Raw genomic sequence first — 21,331 nt, forward strand, 5'->3', positions numbered from 1 at the left:
AGGACTTTTTTTTTTCTTCATGATATACTGATAAAGTAACCTGGAAACAATCGTCTTTGTTAGGAATTTTTTAAAACAGGAGGTGAAAACATGAAGAGGAAACTGACGTTATTTTTCTTAAGTTTAGTGATGATTGTTGGAATAAGCGTCGCTTTTTTTACTAGCGTTGCTGATGCTTCAGGTGAAGGTAAATTGGTGTATGTTGTGCCGCTTGAAGATGAAGTTGAACGTGGTTTAGAAGCATTTTTAAGACGTGCAACTGAAGAGGCAACAGAAAATAATGCTGATCACATCATCTTTGAAATTAACACGCCCGGAGGAGTCGTTAATGCTGCGAGTAACATTGGAGATCTATTGAGTGGTATTGAGATTACTACCACAGCTTACATAACGAATCGTGCATTATCAGCAGGTTCTTATATCGCCTTATTCGCAGACAACATATATATGAGTCCACAAGCAACAATGGGGGCTAGTGGCATCATCACTGGTGACGGAAATGCTGCGGATGATAAAGCGCAGTCATATTGGTTAGAAGCGATGGGAAGTGCTGCTGAAGCTAAGGGGCGTGAACGTATTTATGCTGAAGCAATGGCAGATGCGAGCATCGATCTACCAGAATACAATGCACCTGAAGGTAGTTACTTAACGCTTGGGCCCACAGCAGCACTTGAAGTCGGTTATTCTCAAGGTACAGTGAACCATCGAACAGAGCTTTTAGCAGAACTAGATTTGACTGGTGCTGAAATTGTTGAGGTCGAGGTCACATTGGCTGAGAATGTTGCGCGGTTTTTAACCAACTCTGTCGTGATTTCAATTCTCCTATCTTTAGCTGGCTTAGGTTTGATTGTTGAACTGTACTCACCTGGATTTGGTGTCGCTGGGTCAACGAGTATTATCGCATTGATTTTATTCTTTTATGGCCATACCGTTGCGGGTCTTGCTGGCTATGAAGTGTTTGTATTACTGATCGTAGGTATTGCCCTGGTTGCCATTGAATTCTTTGTCCCTGGTGGGATTTTAGGTGGAATAGGGACACTGAGTATTATTGCCTCGCTATTTATGGCATCAGGGAACGTCGCAGCAATGAGCTTTAGTATTTTAATCGCTATGGTTGTCAGCTTAACGTTAGCTGTGATTCTTTACAAACGAATTGGCCTACAAAAAGGATTATTGCGGTACATCATCTTATCTGACCAAGAAACAACAGAGAGAGGCTATGTCTCGAACCAAGAAAGAAAAGATTTAGCTGGACAAGTCGGGGTTACCTTAACACCACTAAGACCTGCAGGGACAGCGCGATTTAATCATGAACGTGTCGATGTTGTTACTGAAGGGGGATTTATTTCCCAAGACCAACCTGTTATGATTGTAAAAGTAGCGGGTGGTAGAGTTATTGTTCGCGAACAAGAAACTAAGGAGGAATAAAACATGGATCAAGGATTTAACACAGCAGCAGATTTCTTACCAATTATTTTAATTGGTGTCATTATCATTGCACTCGTTATTTTGTTAACGTTTATTCCAGTTGCGCTATGGATTAGTGCGATTGCAGCAGGGACAAAAGTAAGTATCTTTACACTAGTCGGTATGCGCTTACGTCGCGTTGTACCAGCACGGGTCATCAACCCATTAATTAAAGCACATAAAGCGGGTGTTGATGCCGATACGAATCAATTAGAGTCCCACTATTTGGCGGGTGGTAATGTTGACCGCGTCGTTAATGCTTTAATTGCAGCGCAACGAGCAAACATTGAGCTTAGCTTTGAACGTGCGGCGGCGATTGACTTAGCCGGTCGTGATGTTTTACAAGCGGTTCAAATGAGTGTTAACCCTAAAGTTATTGAAACGCCATTTATTGCAGGTATTGCTATGGATGGTATTGAAGTTAAAGCAAAAGCACGTATTACCGTCCGTGCAAATATTGATCGCCTTGTCGGTGGTGCCGGTGAAGAAACAGTCATCGCACGTGTTGGTGAAGGTGTTGTTAGTACAATTGGTAGTTCAAATTCACATAAGCAAGTATTAGAAAATCCTGATTCGATTTCACATAATGTTCTAAATCGTGGTTTAGATGCTGGGACAGCATTTGAAATTCTATCGATTGATATTGCTGATGTTGATATCGGTAAAAACATTGGTGCCATTCTGCAAACGGATCAAGCAGAAGCAGATAAAAATATCGCCCAAGCAAAAGCGGAAGAACGTCGTGCGATGGCTGTGGCAGAAGAGCAAGAAATGGTTGCGCGTGTTCAAGAAATGCGTGCGAAAGTGGTTGAAGCAGAAGCTGATGTACCACTTGCACTTGCAGAAGCATTACGCTCAGGTCATATGGGTGTCATGGACTACATGAACTATAAAAACATTGGTGCAGATACTGAAATGCGTGATTCAATCGGTAAAATGACTGAAGACGATTCAGATGAAGAGTAAACAATGCAGATAGAAAGAGAGGAGTTTTAACGATGGAAGATGTTCTAATCCCATTAATCACCTTTCTTTTGGTTATCGGTTCAAGTGTATTTAAGTCAAAAAGTAATCAGTCTAAAGAAGATCAACGACGCTCTGAACAAAGGCCAAAACAAACACCAACGGTTTCAAATCCGAATCCAGGCCGTGTCGACCCAATCAGAGGTGAGGCAGAGACTGAGATGGTGATGCCTGACGGAGATCATCAAGATCAATTAGAACGGCTGAGAGAAAGTTTGAACCTTCAATCAGAACAAAAACAGGCGCAAAAAAATTCGCAAGCAAAGAAAATTGAGCGTCGAACACCATTAAAAAGTAGAACAAACAAAAAAAGAAAAACTGCAAATTCGTCTCAACCACTCAAAAAGCAATTATTACGTGGTGGTGTAAGATCTAGTGTTGTTATGGCTGAGGTTTTATCAAAACCTCGTGCAAAACGACCTTATGGCCGTAACAATCAAATTTAGTATTTTAAGCAGCAAATCCTGTCTAGGATTTGCTGCTTTTTTTAGCAGTGATCAAATTTTTGCAACTAAGTGAAGAGAATGGTAAAGTAAACGTACGCATCTTCGCTGATGTGAATATGTATTTTGCAAGGAGCTTACAGTATGTCAGAACCGATTCATTTAATCGATTTAGCATTAAACGACCAACATGAAGGTCAAATGTTATTTGGAACTGAAGATAATCATTTGAAAATAATAGAAACAGCGCTAAACATATCAATTATTACCCGCGGGGAAGAAATTCGTGTTCAAGGTGATGAAGCGGATGCAAAAGTAGTTGAAGATGTTTTACATGCGTTGTTAAGCATTGTACGTCGGAATATTATTATTTCTGAACGCGATGTAATTTATGCGATTGAATTAGCAAAAAAAGATAATATTGATCAACTGTATACCTTGTTTGATGAAGAAATTATGCGCAACAATCTAGGGAAAGCAATCCGTGTTAAAACAATCGGCCAACGTGATTACGTCAACCAGATGCGTCATAATGATTTGGTCTTTGGAATTGGCCCGGCTGGTACAGGGAAAACGTATTTAGCGGTTGTGATGGCTGTACGGGCTTTGAAAAAGGGTGAGATTAAGCGAATTATCTTAACACGCCCAGCTGTTGAAGCAGGAGAAAGCTTAGGATTTTTACCTGGTGATTTAAAAGAGAAAGTCGATCCGTATTTACGACCGTTGTACGATAGTCTGCACGATGTGCTTGGTAATGAACATACCACCCGTTTAATTGAACGTGGAACAATAGAGATTGCTCCACTTGCCTACATGCGTGGACGTACCTTAGATGATGCTTTTGTTATCTTGGATGAAGCGCAGAATACAACACCTGCGCAAATGAAAATGTTTTTAACGCGTCTAGGGTTTGGTTCTAGAATGGTGGTAACTGGTGATATTACTCAGATTGATTTACCACGAGGGATTGAATCTGGGTTACGCTATATTGAATCGCGATTAAAAGGTGTCGAAGATATTGGTTTTACTTACCTAAAACAACAAGATGTTGTGCGACATCCCATCGTCCAAAAAATTATTGCAGCATGTGAAGATGATGCATAAGTTAGGGCTTTGTTAAGAAGGTCATCAATTAAACTGATGGCTTTTCTTTTTCGTTAAGGTGCTTTATTTTAAAAAATTAATAACTCACTAGTCATTTTGTGGTAAAATATAGCTATTAGTGACTAACTTAAGTATTCAAAAGATGCGAAATGAGGGAGTACTTATCGTGAAATCTTTAAAAGAAAGCTTAAAAGCGTATCGGCATATTATCGAAATCTTATTAACGTTATTCGTGATAGCACTTGCGTTATTTGCGATTACTTTTTCTAACGTGTCTACAGAGACCTATGAAGTGGAACGATTTAGTATAGCAACTGAGACAATCCGTTCACCGATTACGATTGAAGACCAGCAAGCAACTGAACGTCAACAACGTGAAGCTGTTCAATCTGTTGAGGATCGTTACGTTACCCTAGGTGACATAACGACGGAACAGTTGGCGATGGTGGAGGAATTTTTTAATGCGATTGAGGTTGTTAATCAGCCAGTCTTAGTTGAAGAAACTGAAGAAGAACCAACTTCAACTGGGGATGAAACAGCTCCGGAAACTGAAGACGAAGAAGTCTATCGCAGTTTATCGATGACTGAGAAATTACAACAAATGAACGAACTTATCTCAAGTGACTTATCAACAATTTTATCTGAAGAAGAATTAACACGTTTGATCGACATGGATGCAGGTGAGCGCAGTAGCAGTTACACGTTACTTACCACGACGCTGAACGAATTGTTTAATGAAGGTATTACTAGAGAAGATTTAGTTGAACAAAAACAAGAACTAGCCTCTCGGTTCCAGTATGCTTCCTTACCTAATGATATCCGTGATGCGCTAGAAACGTTAGGGCGATCGATACTCGTTGAGAATTCATTTTTCTCGATAGAACGAACAATGGATGCAGAACGACAAGCGCTTAACAATGTTGAACCGCAAATGATTCGCGCCGGCGAGGTCATTGTGAGGGAAGGACAAACCATTACGAATGATATATATTCTAAACTAGAGCTCGTAGGGTTACTTAACAGTGACCGAAATGTATATCCAATCGTCGGCTTAGGTTTATTTGTTATATTACTAACGGGCTTATTAGGTTATAGTTATTTCACTTACATGAGAAAAACAAGAAGACAATTGAAACAATGGATCGCTATCTTAATTATTGTACTGCTTAGCCTAGTTGTAATGAAATTTAGCAGTTTCTTCTATACAGATAATAATCATATTTATTTGTTGATGCCAATTGCGGGTTCGGCAATGTTATTAAAATTGTTATTTAGAGAAAGAATTGCAATTATTCATGCGATTTTCTTTGCCATTGTGGCAACAATTATTTTTAATGGTGAAATCCCTGGAGCCTTAAACTTGGAAGCCGGTATTTATCTATTATTGTCACAGTTAAGCGGGTTGGTGTTATTAAAACAAATTGAGGGAAAAGTAACACTTATTAGAGCGATGGTGTTAACTTTAACTGTAAATGTGCTCGTTGTGACAAGTTTTATTTTAATGGCTTATGAGAGTTACCAATGGATTAACTTACTTCAATACAGTGGTTATGGGGTTGCAGCAGCTGTTATTGCAGGTATCGTTACAATTGGGACCTTACCTTTCTTTGAGTCGATTTTGGGAATATTATCGGATGCGAAGTTACTTACCTTGGCGAACCCAAACCATCCTCTGCTAAAAAAAATATTGACAGAAGCCCCAGGCACCTATCATCATAGTGTCATGGTAGCAAACTTAAGTGAAGCAGCCTGTGAAGCGATTGGTGCAAACGGATTGTTTGCGCGTGTAGCCTCCTATTTTCATGATATCGGTAAGACTGATCATCCCCATTACTTTATTGAAAACCAAATGGGCATTCAGAACCCGCATGACTTTTTAGCGCCCGAACAAAGTGCAACCATTATCTTGTCACACCCACTGGATGGGTCACGCATTTTGAAAGAGCATCATTTGCCAAAAGAAATTATTGATATTGCCGAACAACATCATGGCACATCGCTAGTGAAATACTTTTATTATAAGGCGAAAGAGACTAAAGATGATGTACGCCCTGATCAATTCCGTTATCCAGGACCAAAACCAAAAACAAAAGAAAGTGCTGTGATTTCAATTTGTGATTCGGTCGAAGCGGCAGTCCGCTCGATGGATGACCCGAGTAAAAAACGAATTGATGCACTTATTGATAACATTATTCAAGATCGCTTACAAGATCATCAGTTGGATGATTCGATGTTAACCTTTAAAGAATTATCAAAGGTGAGGGATACGATCAGTGAAACGTTAAACGGTATTTATCATTCAAGAATCAAGTACCCAACAGGCAAGGAGGAAGATAAAGATGTTAATTGAATATAATGACGAAACTAATCAAGTCACACAAAAACATCTTGATTTAGTTGAGCAGTTATTGCAACATGCTGCAAAAGAAGAAGCAATCAAGGGAGATACCGAAGTAGCCGTTAGCTTTGTTGATAATAAAAAAATCCAAGAAATTAACCGCGATTATCGTGGGATTGATCGTCCAACCGATGTGATATCCTTTGCTTTAGAAGATGAACATGAAGAAGAAATGGTGATTGCTAACACCCCAGATATGCCTGTGGTGTTAGGTGATATAATTATTTCAATTGATCGCACAACAGAACAAGCTAGGGAGTACAATCATAGTTTTGAACGTGAACTTGGTTTCTTAGCTTTACATGGGTTTTTGCATTTATTGGGTTATGATCATATTGAAGCGGATGACGAAGAAATGATGACAAAAAAACAAGAGGATATTCTCCATGGCTTCGGATTATCAAGAAATTAAAAAGAAGAGTGTCGGATTAAAATATGCAGCCAACGGATTGAAATATGCCCTGACCAATGAAATTAACATGCGTGTTCACGCATTAATTGTCTGTGTCGTTATTGTGTTTGGTTTTATCTTGCGTGTCAACTTTACGGAATGGGTCTTACTCTTTTTAACATTTGGATTAGTATTAACAGCGGAAGTCTTTAATACCGCCGTTGAAGTAATGTTAGATCACCTGGCGCCTGAGCGTCATCCAAAGGTAGGTATTATTAAAGATTTAACTGCTGGTGGGGTATTGGTCGCTAGTTTGATTGCGTTTATTATCGGATGTATTATTTTTATACCAAAAATCATTAGCTATGTATTTTAAGAATATGGAGGAACAACAATGACAGAACAACCCTTTAAATCAGGATTTATCACAATTGTGGGACGACCTAATGTTGGAAAGTCAACATTTTTAAACCGTGTGATTGGTCAAAAAATTGCGATTATGAGTGATAAAGCGCAAACGACACGTAATACGATTCAAGGTGTACTTACCTTAGATGATGCCCAAATTGTGTTTATTGATACACCAGGTATTCACAAGCCTAAACATAAACTAGGAGATTTCATGGTCAAACTTGCAGAAAATACATTAAATGAAGTTGATGCAATTATGTTCATGATTAATGCTGAAGAAGGTTTTGGCCGTGGTGATCAATACATCATAAATCGTTTAGAAAACATTAAAAAACCAGTTTATTTAATTATAAATAAAATTGATCGTATTCATCCAGATAAACTATTTGAATTAATCACGATTTATAAAGATAAGTACCCATTTAAAGAAATCGTACCGATTTCAGCACTCGAAGGAAATAATGTCGATCACTTGCTCGACGTCTTAAAAGATCAGTTATCCGAAGGCCCGCAATACTATCCAGCTGATCAAGTGACCGATCATCCGGAACGATTTATTGTAGGCGAACTTATTCGTGAAAAGGTGCTCGAGCAAACGCGTGAAGAGGTACCGCACTCGATTGCGGTGGTGATTGAAGATATCGAAAAAAACCCTGATGAAAAAATACTCGTTCGCGCAGTAATTGTGGTTGAGCGCAGCACACAAAAAGGTATCATCATCGGTAAACAGGGAAGCATGCTTAAAAAAATCGGCTCCGATGCACGCCGCGATATTGAGCGCCTGCTTGGAAACAAAGTATATCTCGAATTATGGGTGAAAGTTCAAAAAGATTGGCGTAACAACGACCGCTATTTAAATGAATTTGGTTTTAACCGGGAAGATTATTAACCCAGATTGAACTAAAGGATGGCTGAGAAATGTTTGAGAAACTAGAAGGCATTATCATAAGAACGCAAGATTATGGTGAAACGCATAAGATCGTCACGTTATTTAGTAAACGATTAGGAAAGCTAGCAGTCATTGCAAGAGGGGCAAAAAAACCTAAAAGTCGAATGGCTGCTGTTTCTCAAGCATTTATCCACGGGGAGTATTTAATCCAACTTGGTCGTGGCATGGGTGTGATGCAACAAGGGGAAGTAATCATGTCACATCGGAAAATTAGAGAAGATATTGTGAAAACAGCTTATGTCAGCTATCTAGCGGAATTAACTGATAAATTAATTGATGAAAAGAAACCGAATGCATTTATTTTCAACCAGTTAGAGGCATCAATAGCGGGTATTGAAGAAGATAAAGATCCGGATGTAATATTGATGATGTATGAAATAAAGTTGTATGCGCTACAAGGATTTCAACCTATTCTTGACCATTGCATACATTGTGGTCGCACAGAAGACTTGGTTTGTTTCTCTATTCATCAAGGAGGGACGCTTTGTAATCGCTGTGTGAGTCAGGATCAATATGCAGTAAAACTGTCTCCTCAACAATTGAAGCTGTTACGCATGTTTAGTACGGTCGGGCTTGAGCGGGTACAGAACATATCAGTTAAATTAGAAAATAAAGTTGTTTTAAAGCAGTTGCTTGCCGACTATTTAGATCAACACGGCGGTATTTTTTTAAAGTCAAGAAAGTTTTTAGCCCAGCTTAATCAGTTGAATTAGCTTGACAAATTGATGAAGTTCGCTTACGATTTTATGTGATAGTAAGCGTGTGACGATGGAGAAAAGTAAAAAGTAATCGGTTAGTTGAGCGAACTTGGAATGGTGAGAGCCAAGTGTAACCAAACTTTTGAATAGGCACTCTTGAACACGTATTGTAAAAGTGACTAAAGCGCTAATGCTTTAGTAAGTAGGGTGGAACCGCGGAAATCCCGTCCCTATGTCTTAAACACTTAAGACATAGGGACGGGATTTTTAAGTGTTTAAAGCGCGTTCAATTATAAGGAGGATATCACCATGCATATTCAAGAAATGATTTTGACATTACAAGAACATTGGTCAAATCAAGGATGTATTTTAATGCAAGCGTATGATACAGAAAAAGGAGCAGGAACCATGTCACCGATGACATTGTTACGGAGTCTTGGACCAGAGCCGTGGAATGTTGCGTATGTCGAACCTTCACGTCGACCAGCTGATGGTCGTTATGGTGAAAATCCTAACCGTCTGTATCAACACCACCAATTCCAGGTAATTATGAAACCTTCACCAGATAATATCCAAGAGCTTTATTTGGAATCGTTAGAAAAACTAGGGGTTGATCCATTAAAGCATGATATTCGTTTTGTTGAAGACAATTGGGAGAACCCCACACTCGGCGCAGCCGGACTGGGATGGGAAGTTTGGTTAGATGGGATGGAGATTACCCAGTTTACTTACTTCCAACAAATTGGAGGGCTAGAAGCTCGACCGGTTGCTGTGGAAATCACTTACGGAATGGAACGGTTGGCTTCATATATTCAAGACAAAGAGAACGTCTTTGATTTAACATGGACAGAAGGCGTTACCGTTCATGATATCTTTTATCAACCGGAATTTGAACACTCAAAATATACCTTTGAAGTATCGGATACAGACATGTTGTTTGATTTATTTGGAAAATATGAACAGGAAGCAAAGCGTGCGATGGAAGCTGGACTCGTCTTTCCTGCTTATGACTATGTACTGAAATGCTCGCATACATTTAATTTGTTAGATGCAAAAGGTGTAATCTCAGTTACTGAACGAACAGGTTACATTGGGAGAGTCAGAGTGTTAGCGCGTGAGATTGCGAAGCTTTATGTCGATGAACGAGAAAAGCTCGGTTTTCCGATGTTGAAGGAGGATACAAATGGAGTCAACTAATGTTTTATTTGAAGTTGGTTTAGAAGAGATGCCAGCACGTTTTTTAGCTGACACTGAAGCGCAGCTATTAGAAAAGACATCCGCATGGCTAAATGATGCCCGGTTAAGTTTTACAGCAATTGACACGTTTGTTACGCCGCGTCGTTTAGCAGTGTTGATTAAAGGATTGGCAACTGAGCAACCCGATTTGTCAGAAGAAGCAAAAGGACCTCAAAAATCGATTGCTGTTGATGCTGAAGGTAATTGGACCAAAGCGGCTATGGGATTTGCTAAAGGTCAAGGACAACCTGTCGAGAACTTATTTTTCCAAACGTATAATGATGTTGAATATGTCTATGTTAATAAATTTATTAGCGGTAAAGAAGCAACGAGTATTTTGCCTGACTTTAAATCTGTAATCTTATCGTTAAACTTTCCGAAAAATATGCGCTGGGCTGACCGTAACTTGCGTTTTGTGCGTCCGATTAAATGGTTACTCGCCTTAAATGATGAAGCTATTATTCCTTTTGAAATTGAAGGTGTTAAAACGGATCGATTCACGAAAGGTCATCGTTTCTTAGGAAAGACAGTTGCGCTTAAAACAGCTACTGATTATGAATCGCTGCTACGACAAGAATATGTCGTTGCCAATGTAGATCAGCGTAAACAAATCATTGTCGATCAAATCGAAGCAATTGCAACAGAAAAAAATTGGAAGATTAATATCGATGAGGACTTACTTGAAGAAGTTACGCAACTGGTTGAGTTACCAACAGCCTTTTCAGGTCACTTTGATCCAGCATTTCTGATCGTGCCAGAAGAAGCACTTATTACCTCAATGCGCGAGCATCAGCGTTATTTCCCGGTGCGTGATGTTGCTGGTCAATTGCTACCTTACTTTATTGCAATAAGGAACGGAAATGCTGAGCATATTGAGACGGTTGCCCGTGGCAATGAAAAAGTACTCAACGCTAGATTAAAAGATGCTGTTTTCTTTTATGAAGAAGATCAAAAGCACTCGATTGAAGAGAATAATGAAAAATTAACGCGTATGGTCTTCCAAGAAAAATTAGGAACATTGGCTGAAAAAGTTAATCGCGTTGCAGCAATTTCAACGACGATTGCCAATGAATTAGATCTAAATGAAGCTGCACAAATAAACGTTTCTCGAGCTGCTGAAATCAGTAAGTTTGATTTAGTAACGCAAATGGTAAACGAATTCACTAATTTACAAGGGGTCATGGGTGAGAAATATGCCTTACTCATGGGGGAACCTGAAGAGGTTGCAATGGCAATTAACGAACAATATATGCCACGCCATAGCCAAGACAAAACCCCGTCAACGACTATTGGTCAGATTCTGAGTGTAGCTGATAAAATGGATACGATTGTTGGTTCAATTGCTGTTGGTTTAATTCCAACAGGGTCGCAGGATCCTTATGCCTTACGCCGTCAATCATTAGGTGTGATTCAAATCGCAAAACATGCGGAGTGGAACGTGTCATTTGAAACGTTATTAAATCATGTGCTTGAACTATTTATCACCACTGACATCGACATTGAGAATCCAGATCAGGTAAAAATGCAAGTGAAGGACTTTTTCATGCAACGGATGTTGTATTTAGCAAAGGAAAACCATATCCAAGCCGATACAATGAGAGCGGTTATGCATAACAATCTTGGTGTGGTTCATGACACTTTTGAAATTGCGTCAATTTTAGAAGCTAAACGTCAAGATCCAAGTTTTAAAGCGACACAGGAAGCAATAGTAAGGGCCATGAATTTGGCGAAAAAAGCAACAACAAACGATGTTAAACCAACGCTTTTTGAAAATGAATTTGAAGAGCAACTTTACCTGCGGATCAAAGATATGGAAGGGTCATTCAATCAATTTTTTGAAGAAAAACGTTATCAAGAGGCAATTGAATTACTTGCTAGTTTAGTCCCTGCGATTGATAATTTCTTTGAAGAAACAATGGTGATGGCCAAGGACGAAACTGTTAAGGCGAATCGTTTGGCTTTATTGGCGTTGATTAAAACAATGGTCGACCGGATTGCGGACTTTACTTATATTGAATGGAAACAACATGCTTAACTTAAGGAAAGGGTGCTTATTATGAATAAGCCGATCATTTATCTTATTTCTGATTCATTAGGTGAAACAGCTGAAAAAGTTATCAAATCAGCCTTGCTTCAGTTTGGAAATCATCGAGAATATGAATTAGTGAGAGAACCCTATATAAATGACAAAGAAAAAATTAATCATTTATTACTTACGATTGCAAGAGAAAACGCTATAGTCGGTTACACGCTCGTGAATCCAGATTTGAGACAATACATTAAGCGTCGATCAGTTGAGTTAGAACTTGAAGCAATTGATATATTAGGACCGATGCTTGAGGCAATGGAACGCATGTTTCAGAAAAAGCCGCGGTTAAAACCAGGATTAAGTCATCAGCTCGATGAAGCGTACTTCAAACGAGTGGAAGCGATTGAGTTTGCTGTTAAGTATGATGACGGCCGGGACCCACGTGGTATTGAACAAGCGGATATTGTACTTGTTGGTGTTTCGAGAACTTCTAAAACACCACTAAGTCAATATTTAGCACTAAAAAGCTTTAAAGTTGCGAATGTACCGATTGTTCCAGAAGTGGAACCGCCTAAAGAACTCTATCAAACAGATCCAAGTAAGTGTATTGGTCTTAAAATTAATGCGAAAAAGTTAAATGATATTCGAAAAGAACGATTAAAGGCATTGGGGTTAAAGGCTAGTGCGAATTATGCACAAACTGAACGGATTGAGAAAGAGCTTCACTATTTTGAAGGGGTCGTTAAAGCTTTAGGCTGTCCGGTCATCGATGTTTCTAATAAAGCGGTCGAAGAAACTGCTAACCTCATTCTTCAATTACAAATGTTACGTTAATATGAAATCCTGCCGTCTTTAAAATAATCAAAGACGGTAAGGGTTTTTTGCTTGTTCACTGCATCGGCATAAATTACATAAGTAAATTAGTAGCATTATTGACGTAAATGTACTATAATTATTGTTTGTGACAAATTGATAATTGATGTCTTTCTTTTAAATAAATTAACATTTTTAATAAAGAGGCAGGAATTCTCATCAAGGAACACGAATATAGTGTAAGAGAACCTTTGCGTATTTATACAGAAATGAAGCTGTGTTCATTTTCTATTGTTACGTTTAACAAAGCTTATTTAAAGGTAAAGAGTAATTAAGAACAGGAATTTTGTTATAATAATGAACAAAAAGATTGGTGATGTTAATGGCAAATCAAATTCCTGAAACGTTGATTGAAGAGATAAGAAAAACAAATGATATCGTTGATGTCGTAAGTGACTATGTCTCTTTAAAGAAACAAGGCCGTAATTATCTTGGACTTTGTCCGTTCCATGGTGAAAAAACACCTTCTTTTTCGGTAACACAAGAAAAACAGATCTTTCATTGTTTTGGTTGTGGAAAAGGTGGCAATGTTTTCACTTTTTTAATGGAGTTAGAAGGTTTTACATTCTTTCAAGCTGTTGAACACTTGGCAAACAAAAGTGGTGTTGAGCTTCCAGAAGCAACAGTGGGGGCATACAACCAAAAACACTCTTCGCATGACCAAGTTAGTTTAAATGCCTATGAATGGTTAACAAAATTTTATCACCATGTGTTAGAGCATACAAAAGAAGGTCAAGAGGCCAAAAAATACTTGATTGACCGTGGTGTAAACGAAGAAACGATAAAAAAGTTTCAACTCGGATATGCGCCGTCAAATAGTGATTTAACAATTGATTTCTTGCATAAAAAGTCATTTGATAGTGACGAACTTGTTGAGTCCGGTTTATTAGGTGCTACCGATAAACAAAAACCTTATGATCGGTTTAGGGGACGGGTGTTATTCCCTATCCGTAATCATTTAGGTAAAACCGTTGGTTTTGGGGGACGAGCAATTCATGAAGGTAATGAACCAAAGTATCTAAACAGTACCGATTCACGTTTATTTCAAAAAAGCAAGCTGTTATTTAATTTTGATCTTGCTCGGAGTGAGATGAAAAAAGTTAATCAAGCAGTATTATTTGAAGGTTACATGGATGTGATAACCGCAGATCAACACGGGATTTTAAACGGTGTTGCTTCGCTTGGTACATCACTAACTGAGCATCAAGCTGCGCTGATTAAACGTTATGTTGAAGAGGTGGTTGTTTCTTATGATGGTGACCAAGCAGGTATTGAAGCGGCGATAAAAGCTGCTGACTTGTTTCATAAGGTCGGCTTAGACGTGCGGGTGGCGACGATCCCGGAGAACTTGGATCCAGATAGTTATATCCAAAAATATGGTGGCGATCGTTTTAAACAAGAGATTATTAATCAGAGTGCTACGTATGTGTCCTTTTATATGCAAGTATTGAAGCGATCATATAATTTATCAGTAGAAGCAGAATTAATGAATTATATTAATGCAGTGATTGAGAAAATTGCCACATTAGACAGAGCGGTTGATCGAGATCACTATGCAAATGAGTTGGCGACAAACTACCAGTTGTCAGTGGATACAATTCGTGAAGAAATTCAAACGCTCAGACAAAAGATGACACCGGAATCGCAGCGAAAGCCTAATCAACCCCAAAGACAACGTCGTAAGCAGCAACCATTGTTCCCGGCGTATCATAATGCAGAGCGTAAATTAATTGGTTACATGCTTTATGATGAGGCAATTGCTGAGCGGATTAAACACCGGTTGGGGGCGTCTTTTAATATTGAATTGCACAAAGTTATTGTGACCCACCTATATGCATTTTATGAAGCAGGAAATGAAGCAAATATTAGTCAATTTATTGAGCGAATGGAAGACGAGCAAGTAAAACAACTCGTTATTGAATTAGCAATGGCCCCAATTTCACCAGACATATCTAGGCAAGAAATTGAAGACTATATCTATTTAATAGAATCAGAACAAGGTGATAAAGCAGTGATTAAGCGATTACGAACTGAACTAAAAACAGCAGAGGCGAATAAAGATGTTGATAAAGCTGTTCAAATCGGTATGGAAATCGTTCAAATAAAAAAACAAATGCAGTCGTCACAACGCACGTAACATTGAGGGATTATGGAAGGGGGACTCTTTATGGCAGATAAAAAGCCTAAAGATCAAAAAGCAAATGAACCGGAACTAACATTGGACCAAGCTAAAGAAATAATAATGGAAATCGGTAAGAAAACTGGGGTCATTGCCTATGATGACGTAGCAGAACGTTTAGCAATTTTTGAATTAGATTCTGATCAAATTGATGAATTTTATGAGCAGTTAACTGAGCAAGGTGTTGAGGTAATTGCCGACAAAGAAGAAGACCCCGATGAAAAAGATATAAAAAAAGAAGAAGAATTTGATTTGAATGATTTAAGTGTGCCGTTAGGGATAAAAATTAATGACCCTGTACGTATGTACTTGAAAGAAATTGGTCGTGTGAACCTTTTATCAGCAAAAGAAGAAGTAAGTCTTGCTGAAAAGATTGAACAAGGCGATGGCGAAGCGAAGCAGCGTTTAGCCGAGGCTAATTTACGTCTTGTTGTGAGTATTGCGAAACGTTATGTAGGACGTGGCATGCTATTCTTAGATTTAATACAAGAAGGAAACATGGGATTAATTAAGGCTGTTGAAAAGTTTGACCATCGCAAAGGTTTTAAGTTTAGTACCTATGCAACTTGGTGGATTCGTCAAGCAATTACTCGTGCCATTGCAGACCAAGCACGTACGATTCGTATTCCAGTTCACATGGTAGAAACGATAAATAAATTAATTCGTGTTCAGCGACAATTACTACAAGATTACGGCCGGGAACCCACACCAGAAGAAATCGGTAATGAAATGGATTTAACACCTGAAAAAGTGAGAGAAATCTTGAAAATAGCGCAAGAGCCTGTTTCGTTAGAAACACCAATTGGTGAAGAGGACGACTCACATTTAGGTGACTTTATCGAAGATCAAGAAGCAACATCACCGTCAGATCATGCTGCTTATGAGCTTCTTAAAGAACAACTAGAGGACGTACTTGATACATTAACTGACCGCGAAGAAAATGTGCTGCGTCTTCGTTTTGGTCTTGATGATGGACGTACGCGAACGTTAGAAGAGGTAGGGAAAGTATTTGGTGTTACGCGTGAGCGGATTCGTCAAATTGAAGCAAAGGCATTGCGTAAACTACGTCACCCATCGCGCAGTAAGCGATTGAAAGACTTTTTAGAATAAAAATGATGACTTTAAGTCAATCTAGTCTCAGTTGAGCATCAATTGACACTTGATTGACTGTTTTTTTACATATGAAAAGTAAAGAGGTGTTGCTGGTGGATGAGCAACGTAAGATTACGATTATTAATGAAATCAGATATTGGAAAGATAATCACTTATTACCGGAACATTATTGCGATTTTTTAATGGCACTTTATACGGAGGGTGAACAGGATAAGGCGGATGCACTCTCAAAATCAGAAGGTACAGATGCGCTCCTGGCTAAAAAAAGAAACATAAAGGTAGAAAAGCGGGCGAAAGAAAAAATGTTCCTACCACATTTGTATGCATTAGTTATGGTCAGTTTAATCCCGATTATTTTAGTCGCGCGGTTTCTGATTCCATTCTCGCCGCGTTTAGACTTAGGTATTGCCATTACTGCATTTTTATTAGCAAGTTTATTCTATTATATTAGTGTCAAGATTCCCATACTCTCAGCAAACTACACCTTAACGGTCTATATGATGAGTATTTTGATGATTAGTTTAGTCGTCTTAGATGTTTATAATCAAGGTGTAGTGTCACTTGTTATCATAATTATTCCGCAATTTATCCTATGGATTTATCTCATTGTTAAGAAGAAAGACAAATGGTTAATGGCACTAACAGTCTTAATTATCTTAACGGCAAGCATAGGCTTATTATTATAGTGAAATGAGGAAGTTGAATGGAAGCAGTAAAATTATCACATCGATTAAAGACAGCAGCAAATTATATTCAATCAGGTGCTTTTTTTGCCGACATTGGCAGTGATCATGCTTATCTGCCTATCTATGTTTGTCAAATTGATCAAACGGCCCGCGCTATTGCGGGAGAATTAAATGAAGGTCCAAAACAAGCGGCTCAAAGTCATGTCAGCGGCTATCAACTGACAGACCGAATCGATGTAAGAAAAGGCGATGGTCTTTCAGTCATTCGTGAAGAAGCAATCGATACAGTTGTAATTTGTGGTATGGGTGGTGGCTTGATCCGTTCTATTTTAGAAAACGGTGAAGGGAAACTATCATCTGTTAAGCGTCTAGTGCTTCAACCAAATATGGATAGTCATTATTTAAGAGCTTGGTTAGACGATCAGTATTTTCATATAACTGCTGAAGAAATTCTTGAAGAAGACGGCCATATCTACGAGGTTATTATTGCTGATAAAAAAACGACACATCAACAAATGACTGATAAACAGTGTTACTTTGGACCGCTTTTAATGCAAGAAAAGAATAGTGCTTTTCTTGCAAAATGGCGACGCGAACAAGAAAATATTAGCCGTATTATAGAAGGGTTAAAGAAAGGAAAACAAATCGATCAAACGAAAATGGATCAATTTAACCAAGCACTACAATGGACGAAAGAGGTGTTAACTAATGAAGACAACAGCTCAAACGATTATTGATTTATTTGAAAACTGGGTACCGCAATCATTGAGTTACAGCTGGGATAATGTAGGGCTTCAAGTAGGGGATGTTGACCAAACGGTAACGGGTGTATTGACGACACTCGATGTCACAGAAGCTATCGTTGACGAAGCGATTAATCTTAATGCTAACTTTATTTTTGCGCACCATCCGTTGTTGTTTAAATCGCTTAAGCAAGTAGATTTAAAGACACCGATAGGGAGAATTCTGCAAAAAGCTTTAACGCATAACATCGTTATATATGCCGCTCACACTAATTTAGACCTTGTTAATGGTGGAATAAATGATATGCTTGCAGATCAATTAACATTGATTCATCGAGAAATCTTTATCAAAGAAGGCAGTCAAAGACTGTATAAACTGCAAGTGTTTGTACCTGAAGATGCTGTGAATGCTGTCGATGATGCGCTTGTTCGCAGTGGGATCGGTCATATTGGTGATTATGAAGCGTGTGTTTATCAAACAACAGGTACTGGGATGTTTCGTCCGACTGATGCTGCAAATCCGTATATTGGAACAAGTAGCCGTAGAGAGCGGGTCAAAGAAATGAAGCTAGAGTATTTGCTTCAGGCGAGTCAAATTGAAAACGCATTGACCGCATTAAAAGGATCACACCCCTACGAAGAACCCGTTTATGATCTCATCAAACTAGAAAATAAAGGGGAAATGTATGGACTGGGTCGAATAGGGACCTTAAGTCAACCTCACACCTTAGAAAGTCTGGCTAACTTTGTCAAAGACGTCTTTCAATTACAAGGGTTAAGAGTAACCGGTAATTTAGATCAACCAATCAATCGTATTGCTATCGTTGGTGGAAGTGGGGATGATTTCATTGATCAGGCATATCAGCAAGGTGTTGATGCTTATATATCTGGTGATATCGGTTTTCATCAAGCCCAAATCGCTGAGGAATTAGGTTTAGCGGTGATTGATGCCGGCCACTACATTGAATCAGTCATGATTGAGAAGATGCAGTCTTTCTTTGATCATGCATGTAAAGAGGCGCAACTATCTATCCCGATTTATGGCACAAATCATTCTACAGATCCATTTAGGTATGTGTAAGGTGATAAATGCAGTGCAATTTGTTGTAAAGTCCGGTATAATAGGCAAGATAATGAAAGAATAAGGGAGTTTAACATGGAAAAACATAATTTTAAAGAATATAAACTAGACGATTGGGTTCATCAAGTGATTGATAAGTTGCATTTTGATCATCCAACGCCAATTCAAGAAAAAGTCATTCCAGCAGTGCTAAGACACGAAAGTGTCATTGGACAATCGCATACAGGGTCAGGTAAGACACATGCCTTTCTTTTACCGTTGTTCAATCAACTTGAAATGGATAAAGAGGAAGTGCAATTTGTCATCACGTCTCCAACCAGAGAATTAGCGACTCAAATCTTTGATGAAGTGAAAAAGATTATTGATTACGCTCAATTAGAAGATAATGTGTCTGCAAAATTGTTTATTGGTGGGACGGATAAGAAACGTTCGTTAGGAAAATTAAAAACACAACCACAAATTATTGTTGCTACACCAGGTCGATTACTCGATTTAATCGAAGATGATGCGATTAATATGTACACAGCTAAATCATTTGTTATTGATGAAGCTGACTTAATGCTCGATTTAGGTTTAATTACCGAGATCGATAAAATGTTAGTACGGGCAAAGGAATCGATTCAATTATTGGTATTCTCCGCAACCATTCCTGAACGACTACAGCCGTTCTTGAAAAAGTACATGGCGAATCCAACTAATTTCCATATACAAGATCATTTTGCGCCTGAGACGATTGAGCACCGTTTAGTGCCATTAAGACACCGTCAAATTGAAGATGTTGTGTACCAAATTGCTCAAGCAATTAATCCATATTTGGCGATCATTTTTGTTAACAGTAAAGAGGCGGCAAACGCATTAGCAAAGGCCTTAGAGAAACGTCAAATCAAGGCAGGATTGATACACGGTGGGTTGCAAGCGCGTGAACGAAAACGTGTGCTTAAAGATATTCAAGCATTAAAATATCAATACATTGTAGCCACTGACTTAGCGGCGCGCGGTATTGATATTAAAGGTGTGAGTCACGTTATTAATGCGCAAATGCCAAAAGAAGAAGAATTTTATATTCACCGTATTGGCCGTACTGCACGTGCAGGTATGGAAGGAACGGCAATCAATTTATACCATGAAGAAGACTTAGCGCTCTTGAATAAATTAACGTCACGCAAAATTGAATTCACCACGTATGATATCGTAAAGGGTGAATGGAAAGAAATTAAAGCGTGGAATGAACGAAACCTTCGTAAAAAATCTGGTCATGATGTAGACCAAGAGGCATGGCGTCGCGTTCGTAAACCAGATAAAGTAAAACCGGGTTACAAAAAGAAAATGAAATGGCAACATGAGAAGATCAAAAAGCAAATGAAACGGCAAAACAAGAAAAAATAAAGGTAGGTTATCGCAATGAAGTTAGGTTCACACGTATCAATGAGCGGAAAAAAGATGCTGTTAGGCTCGAGTGAAGAAGCGGCAAGTTATCAATCGACAGCAATGATGATTTATACAGGTGCACCACAGAATACGCGTCGTAAAGCAATTGATGCGTTAAATATTGAGGCTGGCATTGCTCATATGAAAGCACATGGTATTGAAGATTTGGTGGTTCACGCCCCTTATATCATTAATTTAGGTAATACAACAAAACCTGAAACATTCCAACTAGGTGTGGATTTTATGCAAAGTGAGATTGAGCGTACCGCAGCGCTAGGAGCAAAACAAATTGTTTTACATCCTGGTGCACATGTGGGTGCAGGTAGCGAGAAGGGCATTGCACGCATTATTGAGGGCCTTAATTTGGTATTATCAAAGCACCATGATGTTCAAATTGCATTAGAGACGATGGCTGGTAAAGGAACTGAAATAGGCCGTAGCTTCGAAGAATTGGCAGAAATCATTAATGGTGTTACGGATAATGAACGCTTAAGTGTTTGTTTTGATACGTGTCACGTACATGACGCAGGTTATGATATTGTCAATGATTTTGAGGGTGTGTTAAACACATTTGATAAAATTGTCGGTATTGATCGTATAAAAGTTGTTCACGTAAATGACAGCAAAAATCCGGTAGGCGCTCATAAAGATCGTCATGAAAACATTGGATTTGGTCACATTGGCTTTGATGCATTATCAGAAATTGTACATCATGATGCGTTTAAAGCGATTCCTAAAATTTTAGAAACACCTTATGTTGGTGTCGAGAAAAAAGATAAAAAACCACCGTATCAATTTGAAATTGCAATGCTTAAAAATCAAAAATTTGATGAAAATTTAAAAAATAAGATCATGAATCAGTAATGTAAGGGCTTTAAATCACAGGTATTAATAGTGGTTTAAAGCCCTTTTTTTGATAAAAATCAACGAAGCCGTCAGATGATACACATGGATATATTTAGGGTTGTATAGTTATTTTATGTAATTTTAATATAATTTAAGTTATTTATAACCATAATATAGGATGGATAATACGTTTAACTTGATATTTAGGATTGTTTGGTGTAGCATATCGCTTT

19 protein-coding genes are annotated in these 21,331 nt (G+C 38.4%); all 19 read left to right on the top strand.

The window, feature by feature from the left end; translation table 11 throughout:
• Positions 1-90 precede the first annotated feature (90 nt).
• The 19 genes from DES38_RS04575 to DES38_RS04665 all read left to right on the top strand — a co-directional run bounded on the left by DES38_RS04575 (position 91) and on the right by DES38_RS04665 (position 21,116).
• Positions 91-1,428 carry an NfeD family protein gene (locus tag DES38_RS04575; RefSeq protein WP_110250924.1) on the top strand — a complete coding sequence of 446 codons (1,338 nt, stop codon included), beginning with the start codon at positions 91-93 and terminating at the stop codon, positions 1,426-1,428.
• 3 nt (positions 1,429-1,431) lie between these two features.
• A complete protein-coding gene (gene floA / locus DES38_RS04580; protein ID WP_110250925.1) occupies positions 1,432-2,433 on the top strand; it encodes a flotillin-like protein FloA in 1,002 nt (333 codons plus the stop codon).
• A gap of 32 nt (positions 2,434-2,465) precedes the next feature.
• Positions 2,466-2,936, top strand: a complete 471-nt coding sequence (locus tag DES38_RS04585; protein ID WP_110250926.1) for a hypothetical protein — start codon at positions 2,466-2,468, stop codon at positions 2,934-2,936.
• A gap of 141 nt (positions 2,937-3,077) precedes the next feature.
• On the top strand, positions 3,078-4,037 hold the full coding sequence (locus DES38_RS04590) for a PhoH family protein (protein WP_110250927.1): 960 nt from the start codon (positions 3,078-3,080) through the stop codon (positions 4,035-4,037).
• 166 nt (positions 4,038-4,203) lie between these two features.
• The gene (locus DES38_RS04595; RefSeq protein WP_245881959.1) at positions 4,204-6,387 is read left to right on the top strand and encodes an HD family phosphohydrolase; all 2,184 of its coding nucleotides are present in this window, start codon (positions 4,204-4,206) and stop codon (positions 6,385-6,387) included.
• Positions 6,377-6,847, top strand: a complete 471-nt coding sequence (gene ybeY, locus DES38_RS04600; RefSeq protein WP_110250929.1) for an rRNA maturation RNase YbeY — start codon at positions 6,377-6,379, stop codon at positions 6,845-6,847. Before DES38_RS04595 ends, ybeY begins: the two co-directional genes overlap by 11 nt.
• Positions 6,822-7,202, top strand: coding sequence for a diacylglycerol kinase family protein (locus DES38_RS04605; RefSeq protein WP_110250930.1), 381 nt, complete (start codon positions 6,822-6,824; stop codon positions 7,200-7,202). The genes ybeY and DES38_RS04605 overlap by 26 nt, the downstream gene beginning before the upstream one ends.
• An 18-nt stretch (positions 7,203-7,220) precedes the next feature.
• Positions 7,221-8,126 carry a GTPase Era gene (gene era, locus DES38_RS04610; protein ID WP_110250931.1) on the top strand — a complete coding sequence of 302 codons (906 nt, stop codon included), beginning with the start codon at positions 7,221-7,223 and terminating at the stop codon, positions 8,124-8,126.
• A gap of 29 nt (positions 8,127-8,155) precedes the next feature.
• Entirely contained in the window at positions 8,156-8,899 is a 744-nt protein-coding gene (gene recO, locus DES38_RS04615) for a DNA repair protein RecO (protein ID WP_110250932.1), read from the top strand.
• A gap of 294 nt (positions 8,900-9,193) precedes the next feature.
• A complete protein-coding gene (gene glyQ / locus DES38_RS04620) occupies positions 9,194-10,081 on the top strand; it encodes a glycine--tRNA ligase subunit alpha (RefSeq protein WP_110250933.1) in 888 nt (295 codons plus the stop codon).
• On the top strand, positions 10,068-12,155 hold the full coding sequence (gene glyS / locus DES38_RS04625; RefSeq protein ID WP_110250934.1) for a glycine--tRNA ligase subunit beta: 2,088 nt from the start codon (positions 10,068-10,070) through the stop codon (positions 12,153-12,155). Before glyQ ends, glyS begins: the two co-directional genes overlap by 14 nt.
• Positions 12,156-12,176: 21 nt before the next feature.
• Positions 12,177-12,983 (top strand): pyruvate, water dikinase regulatory protein, encoded by an 807-nt coding sequence (locus DES38_RS04630; protein WP_110250935.1) that lies wholly within the window; start codon positions 12,177-12,179, stop codon positions 12,981-12,983.
• Positions 12,984-13,344: 361 nt separating this feature from the next.
• Positions 13,345-15,159 (top strand): DNA primase, encoded by a 1,815-nt coding sequence (dnaG, locus tag DES38_RS04635; RefSeq protein WP_110250936.1) that lies wholly within the window; start codon positions 13,345-13,347, stop codon positions 15,157-15,159.
• 30 nt (positions 15,160-15,189) lie between these two features.
• Positions 15,190-16,311 carry an RNA polymerase sigma factor RpoD gene (gene rpoD / locus DES38_RS04640; RefSeq protein WP_110250937.1) on the top strand — a complete coding sequence of 374 codons (1,122 nt, stop codon included), beginning with the start codon at positions 15,190-15,192 and terminating at the stop codon, positions 16,309-16,311.
• Positions 16,312-16,406: 95 nt separating this feature from the next.
• Entirely contained in the window at positions 16,407-17,000 is a 594-nt protein-coding gene (locus DES38_RS04645) for an LTA synthase family protein (RefSeq protein WP_110250938.1), read from the top strand.
• A gap of 17 nt (positions 17,001-17,017) precedes the next feature.
• Positions 17,018-17,737 carry a tRNA (adenine(22)-N(1))-methyltransferase gene (locus DES38_RS04650; protein ID WP_110250939.1) on the top strand — a complete coding sequence of 240 codons (720 nt, stop codon included), beginning with the start codon at positions 17,018-17,020 and terminating at the stop codon, positions 17,735-17,737.
• Positions 17,709-18,824: a Nif3-like dinuclear metal center hexameric protein gene (locus DES38_RS04655; RefSeq protein ID WP_110250940.1), complete on the top strand. Its 1,116-nt coding sequence runs from the start codon at positions 17,709-17,711 to the stop codon at positions 18,822-18,824. Before DES38_RS04650 ends, DES38_RS04655 begins: the two co-directional genes overlap by 29 nt.
• A 75-nt stretch (positions 18,825-18,899) precedes the next feature.
• On the top strand, positions 18,900-20,210 hold the full coding sequence (locus DES38_RS04660; protein WP_110250941.1) for a DEAD/DEAH box helicase: 1,311 nt from the start codon (positions 18,900-18,902) through the stop codon (positions 20,208-20,210).
• A 15-nt stretch (positions 20,211-20,225) separates the two neighbouring features.
• Entirely contained in the window at positions 20,226-21,116 is an 891-nt protein-coding gene (locus DES38_RS04665; protein WP_110250942.1) for a deoxyribonuclease IV, read from the top strand.
• Positions 21,117-21,331 lie beyond the last annotated feature (215 nt).

The organism is Streptohalobacillus salinus (genome assembly GCF_003201605.1).
GTDB classification, from domain to species: domain Bacteria; phylum Bacillota; class Bacilli; order Bacillales; family Amphibacillaceae; genus Streptohalobacillus; species Streptohalobacillus salinus.

Excerpts from the sequence above, each read along its gene's own strand:
- era (WP_110250931.1), top strand. The coding sequence starts at position 7,221 with ATGACAGAACAACCCTTTAAATCAGGATTTATCACAATTGTGGGACGA.
- glyQ (WP_110250933.1), top strand. The coding sequence starts at position 9,194 with ATGCATATTCAAGAAATGATTTTGACATTACAAGAACATTGGTCAAAT.
- glyS (WP_110250934.1), top strand. The coding sequence starts at position 10,068 with ATGGAGTCAACTAATGTTTTATTTGAAGTTGGTTTAGAAGAGATGCCA.
- ybeY (WP_110250929.1), top strand. The coding sequence starts at position 6,377 with ATGTTAATTGAATATAATGACGAAACTAATCAAGTCACACAAAAACAT.
- DES38_RS04575 (WP_110250924.1), top strand. The coding sequence starts at position 91 with ATGAAGAGGAAACTGACGTTATTTTTCTTAAGTTTAGTGATGATTGTT.
- floA (WP_110250925.1), top strand. The coding sequence starts at position 1,432 with ATGGATCAAGGATTTAACACAGCAGCAGATTTCTTACCAATTATTTTA.
- DES38_RS04605 (WP_110250930.1), top strand. The coding sequence starts at position 6,822 with ATGGCTTCGGATTATCAAGAAATTAAAAAGAAGAGTGTCGGATTAAAA.
- DES38_RS04665 (WP_110250942.1), top strand. The coding sequence starts at position 20,226 with ATGAAGTTAGGTTCACACGTATCAATGAGCGGAAAAAAGATGCTGTTA.
- DES38_RS04630 (WP_110250935.1), top strand. The coding sequence starts at position 12,177 with ATGAATAAGCCGATCATTTATCTTATTTCTGATTCATTAGGTGAAACA.
- DES38_RS04660 (WP_110250941.1), top strand. The coding sequence starts at position 18,900 with ATGGAAAAACATAATTTTAAAGAATATAAACTAGACGATTGGGTTCAT.
- dnaG (WP_110250936.1), top strand. The coding sequence starts at position 13,345 with ATGGCAAATCAAATTCCTGAAACGTTGATTGAAGAGATAAGAAAAACA.
- DES38_RS04650 (WP_110250939.1), top strand. The coding sequence starts at position 17,018 with ATGGAAGCAGTAAAATTATCACATCGATTAAAGACAGCAGCAAATTAT.
- DES38_RS04590 (WP_110250927.1), top strand. The coding sequence starts at position 3,078 with ATGTCAGAACCGATTCATTTAATCGATTTAGCATTAAACGACCAACAT.
- rpoD (WP_110250937.1), top strand. The coding sequence starts at position 15,190 with ATGGCAGATAAAAAGCCTAAAGATCAAAAAGCAAATGAACCGGAACTA.
- DES38_RS04585 (WP_110250926.1), top strand. The coding sequence starts at position 2,466 with ATGGAAGATGTTCTAATCCCATTAATCACCTTTCTTTTGGTTATCGGT.
- recO (WP_110250932.1), top strand. The coding sequence starts at position 8,156 with ATGTTTGAGAAACTAGAAGGCATTATCATAAGAACGCAAGATTATGGT.
- DES38_RS04655 (WP_110250940.1), top strand. The coding sequence starts at position 17,709 with ATGAAGACAACAGCTCAAACGATTATTGATTTATTTGAAAACTGGGTA.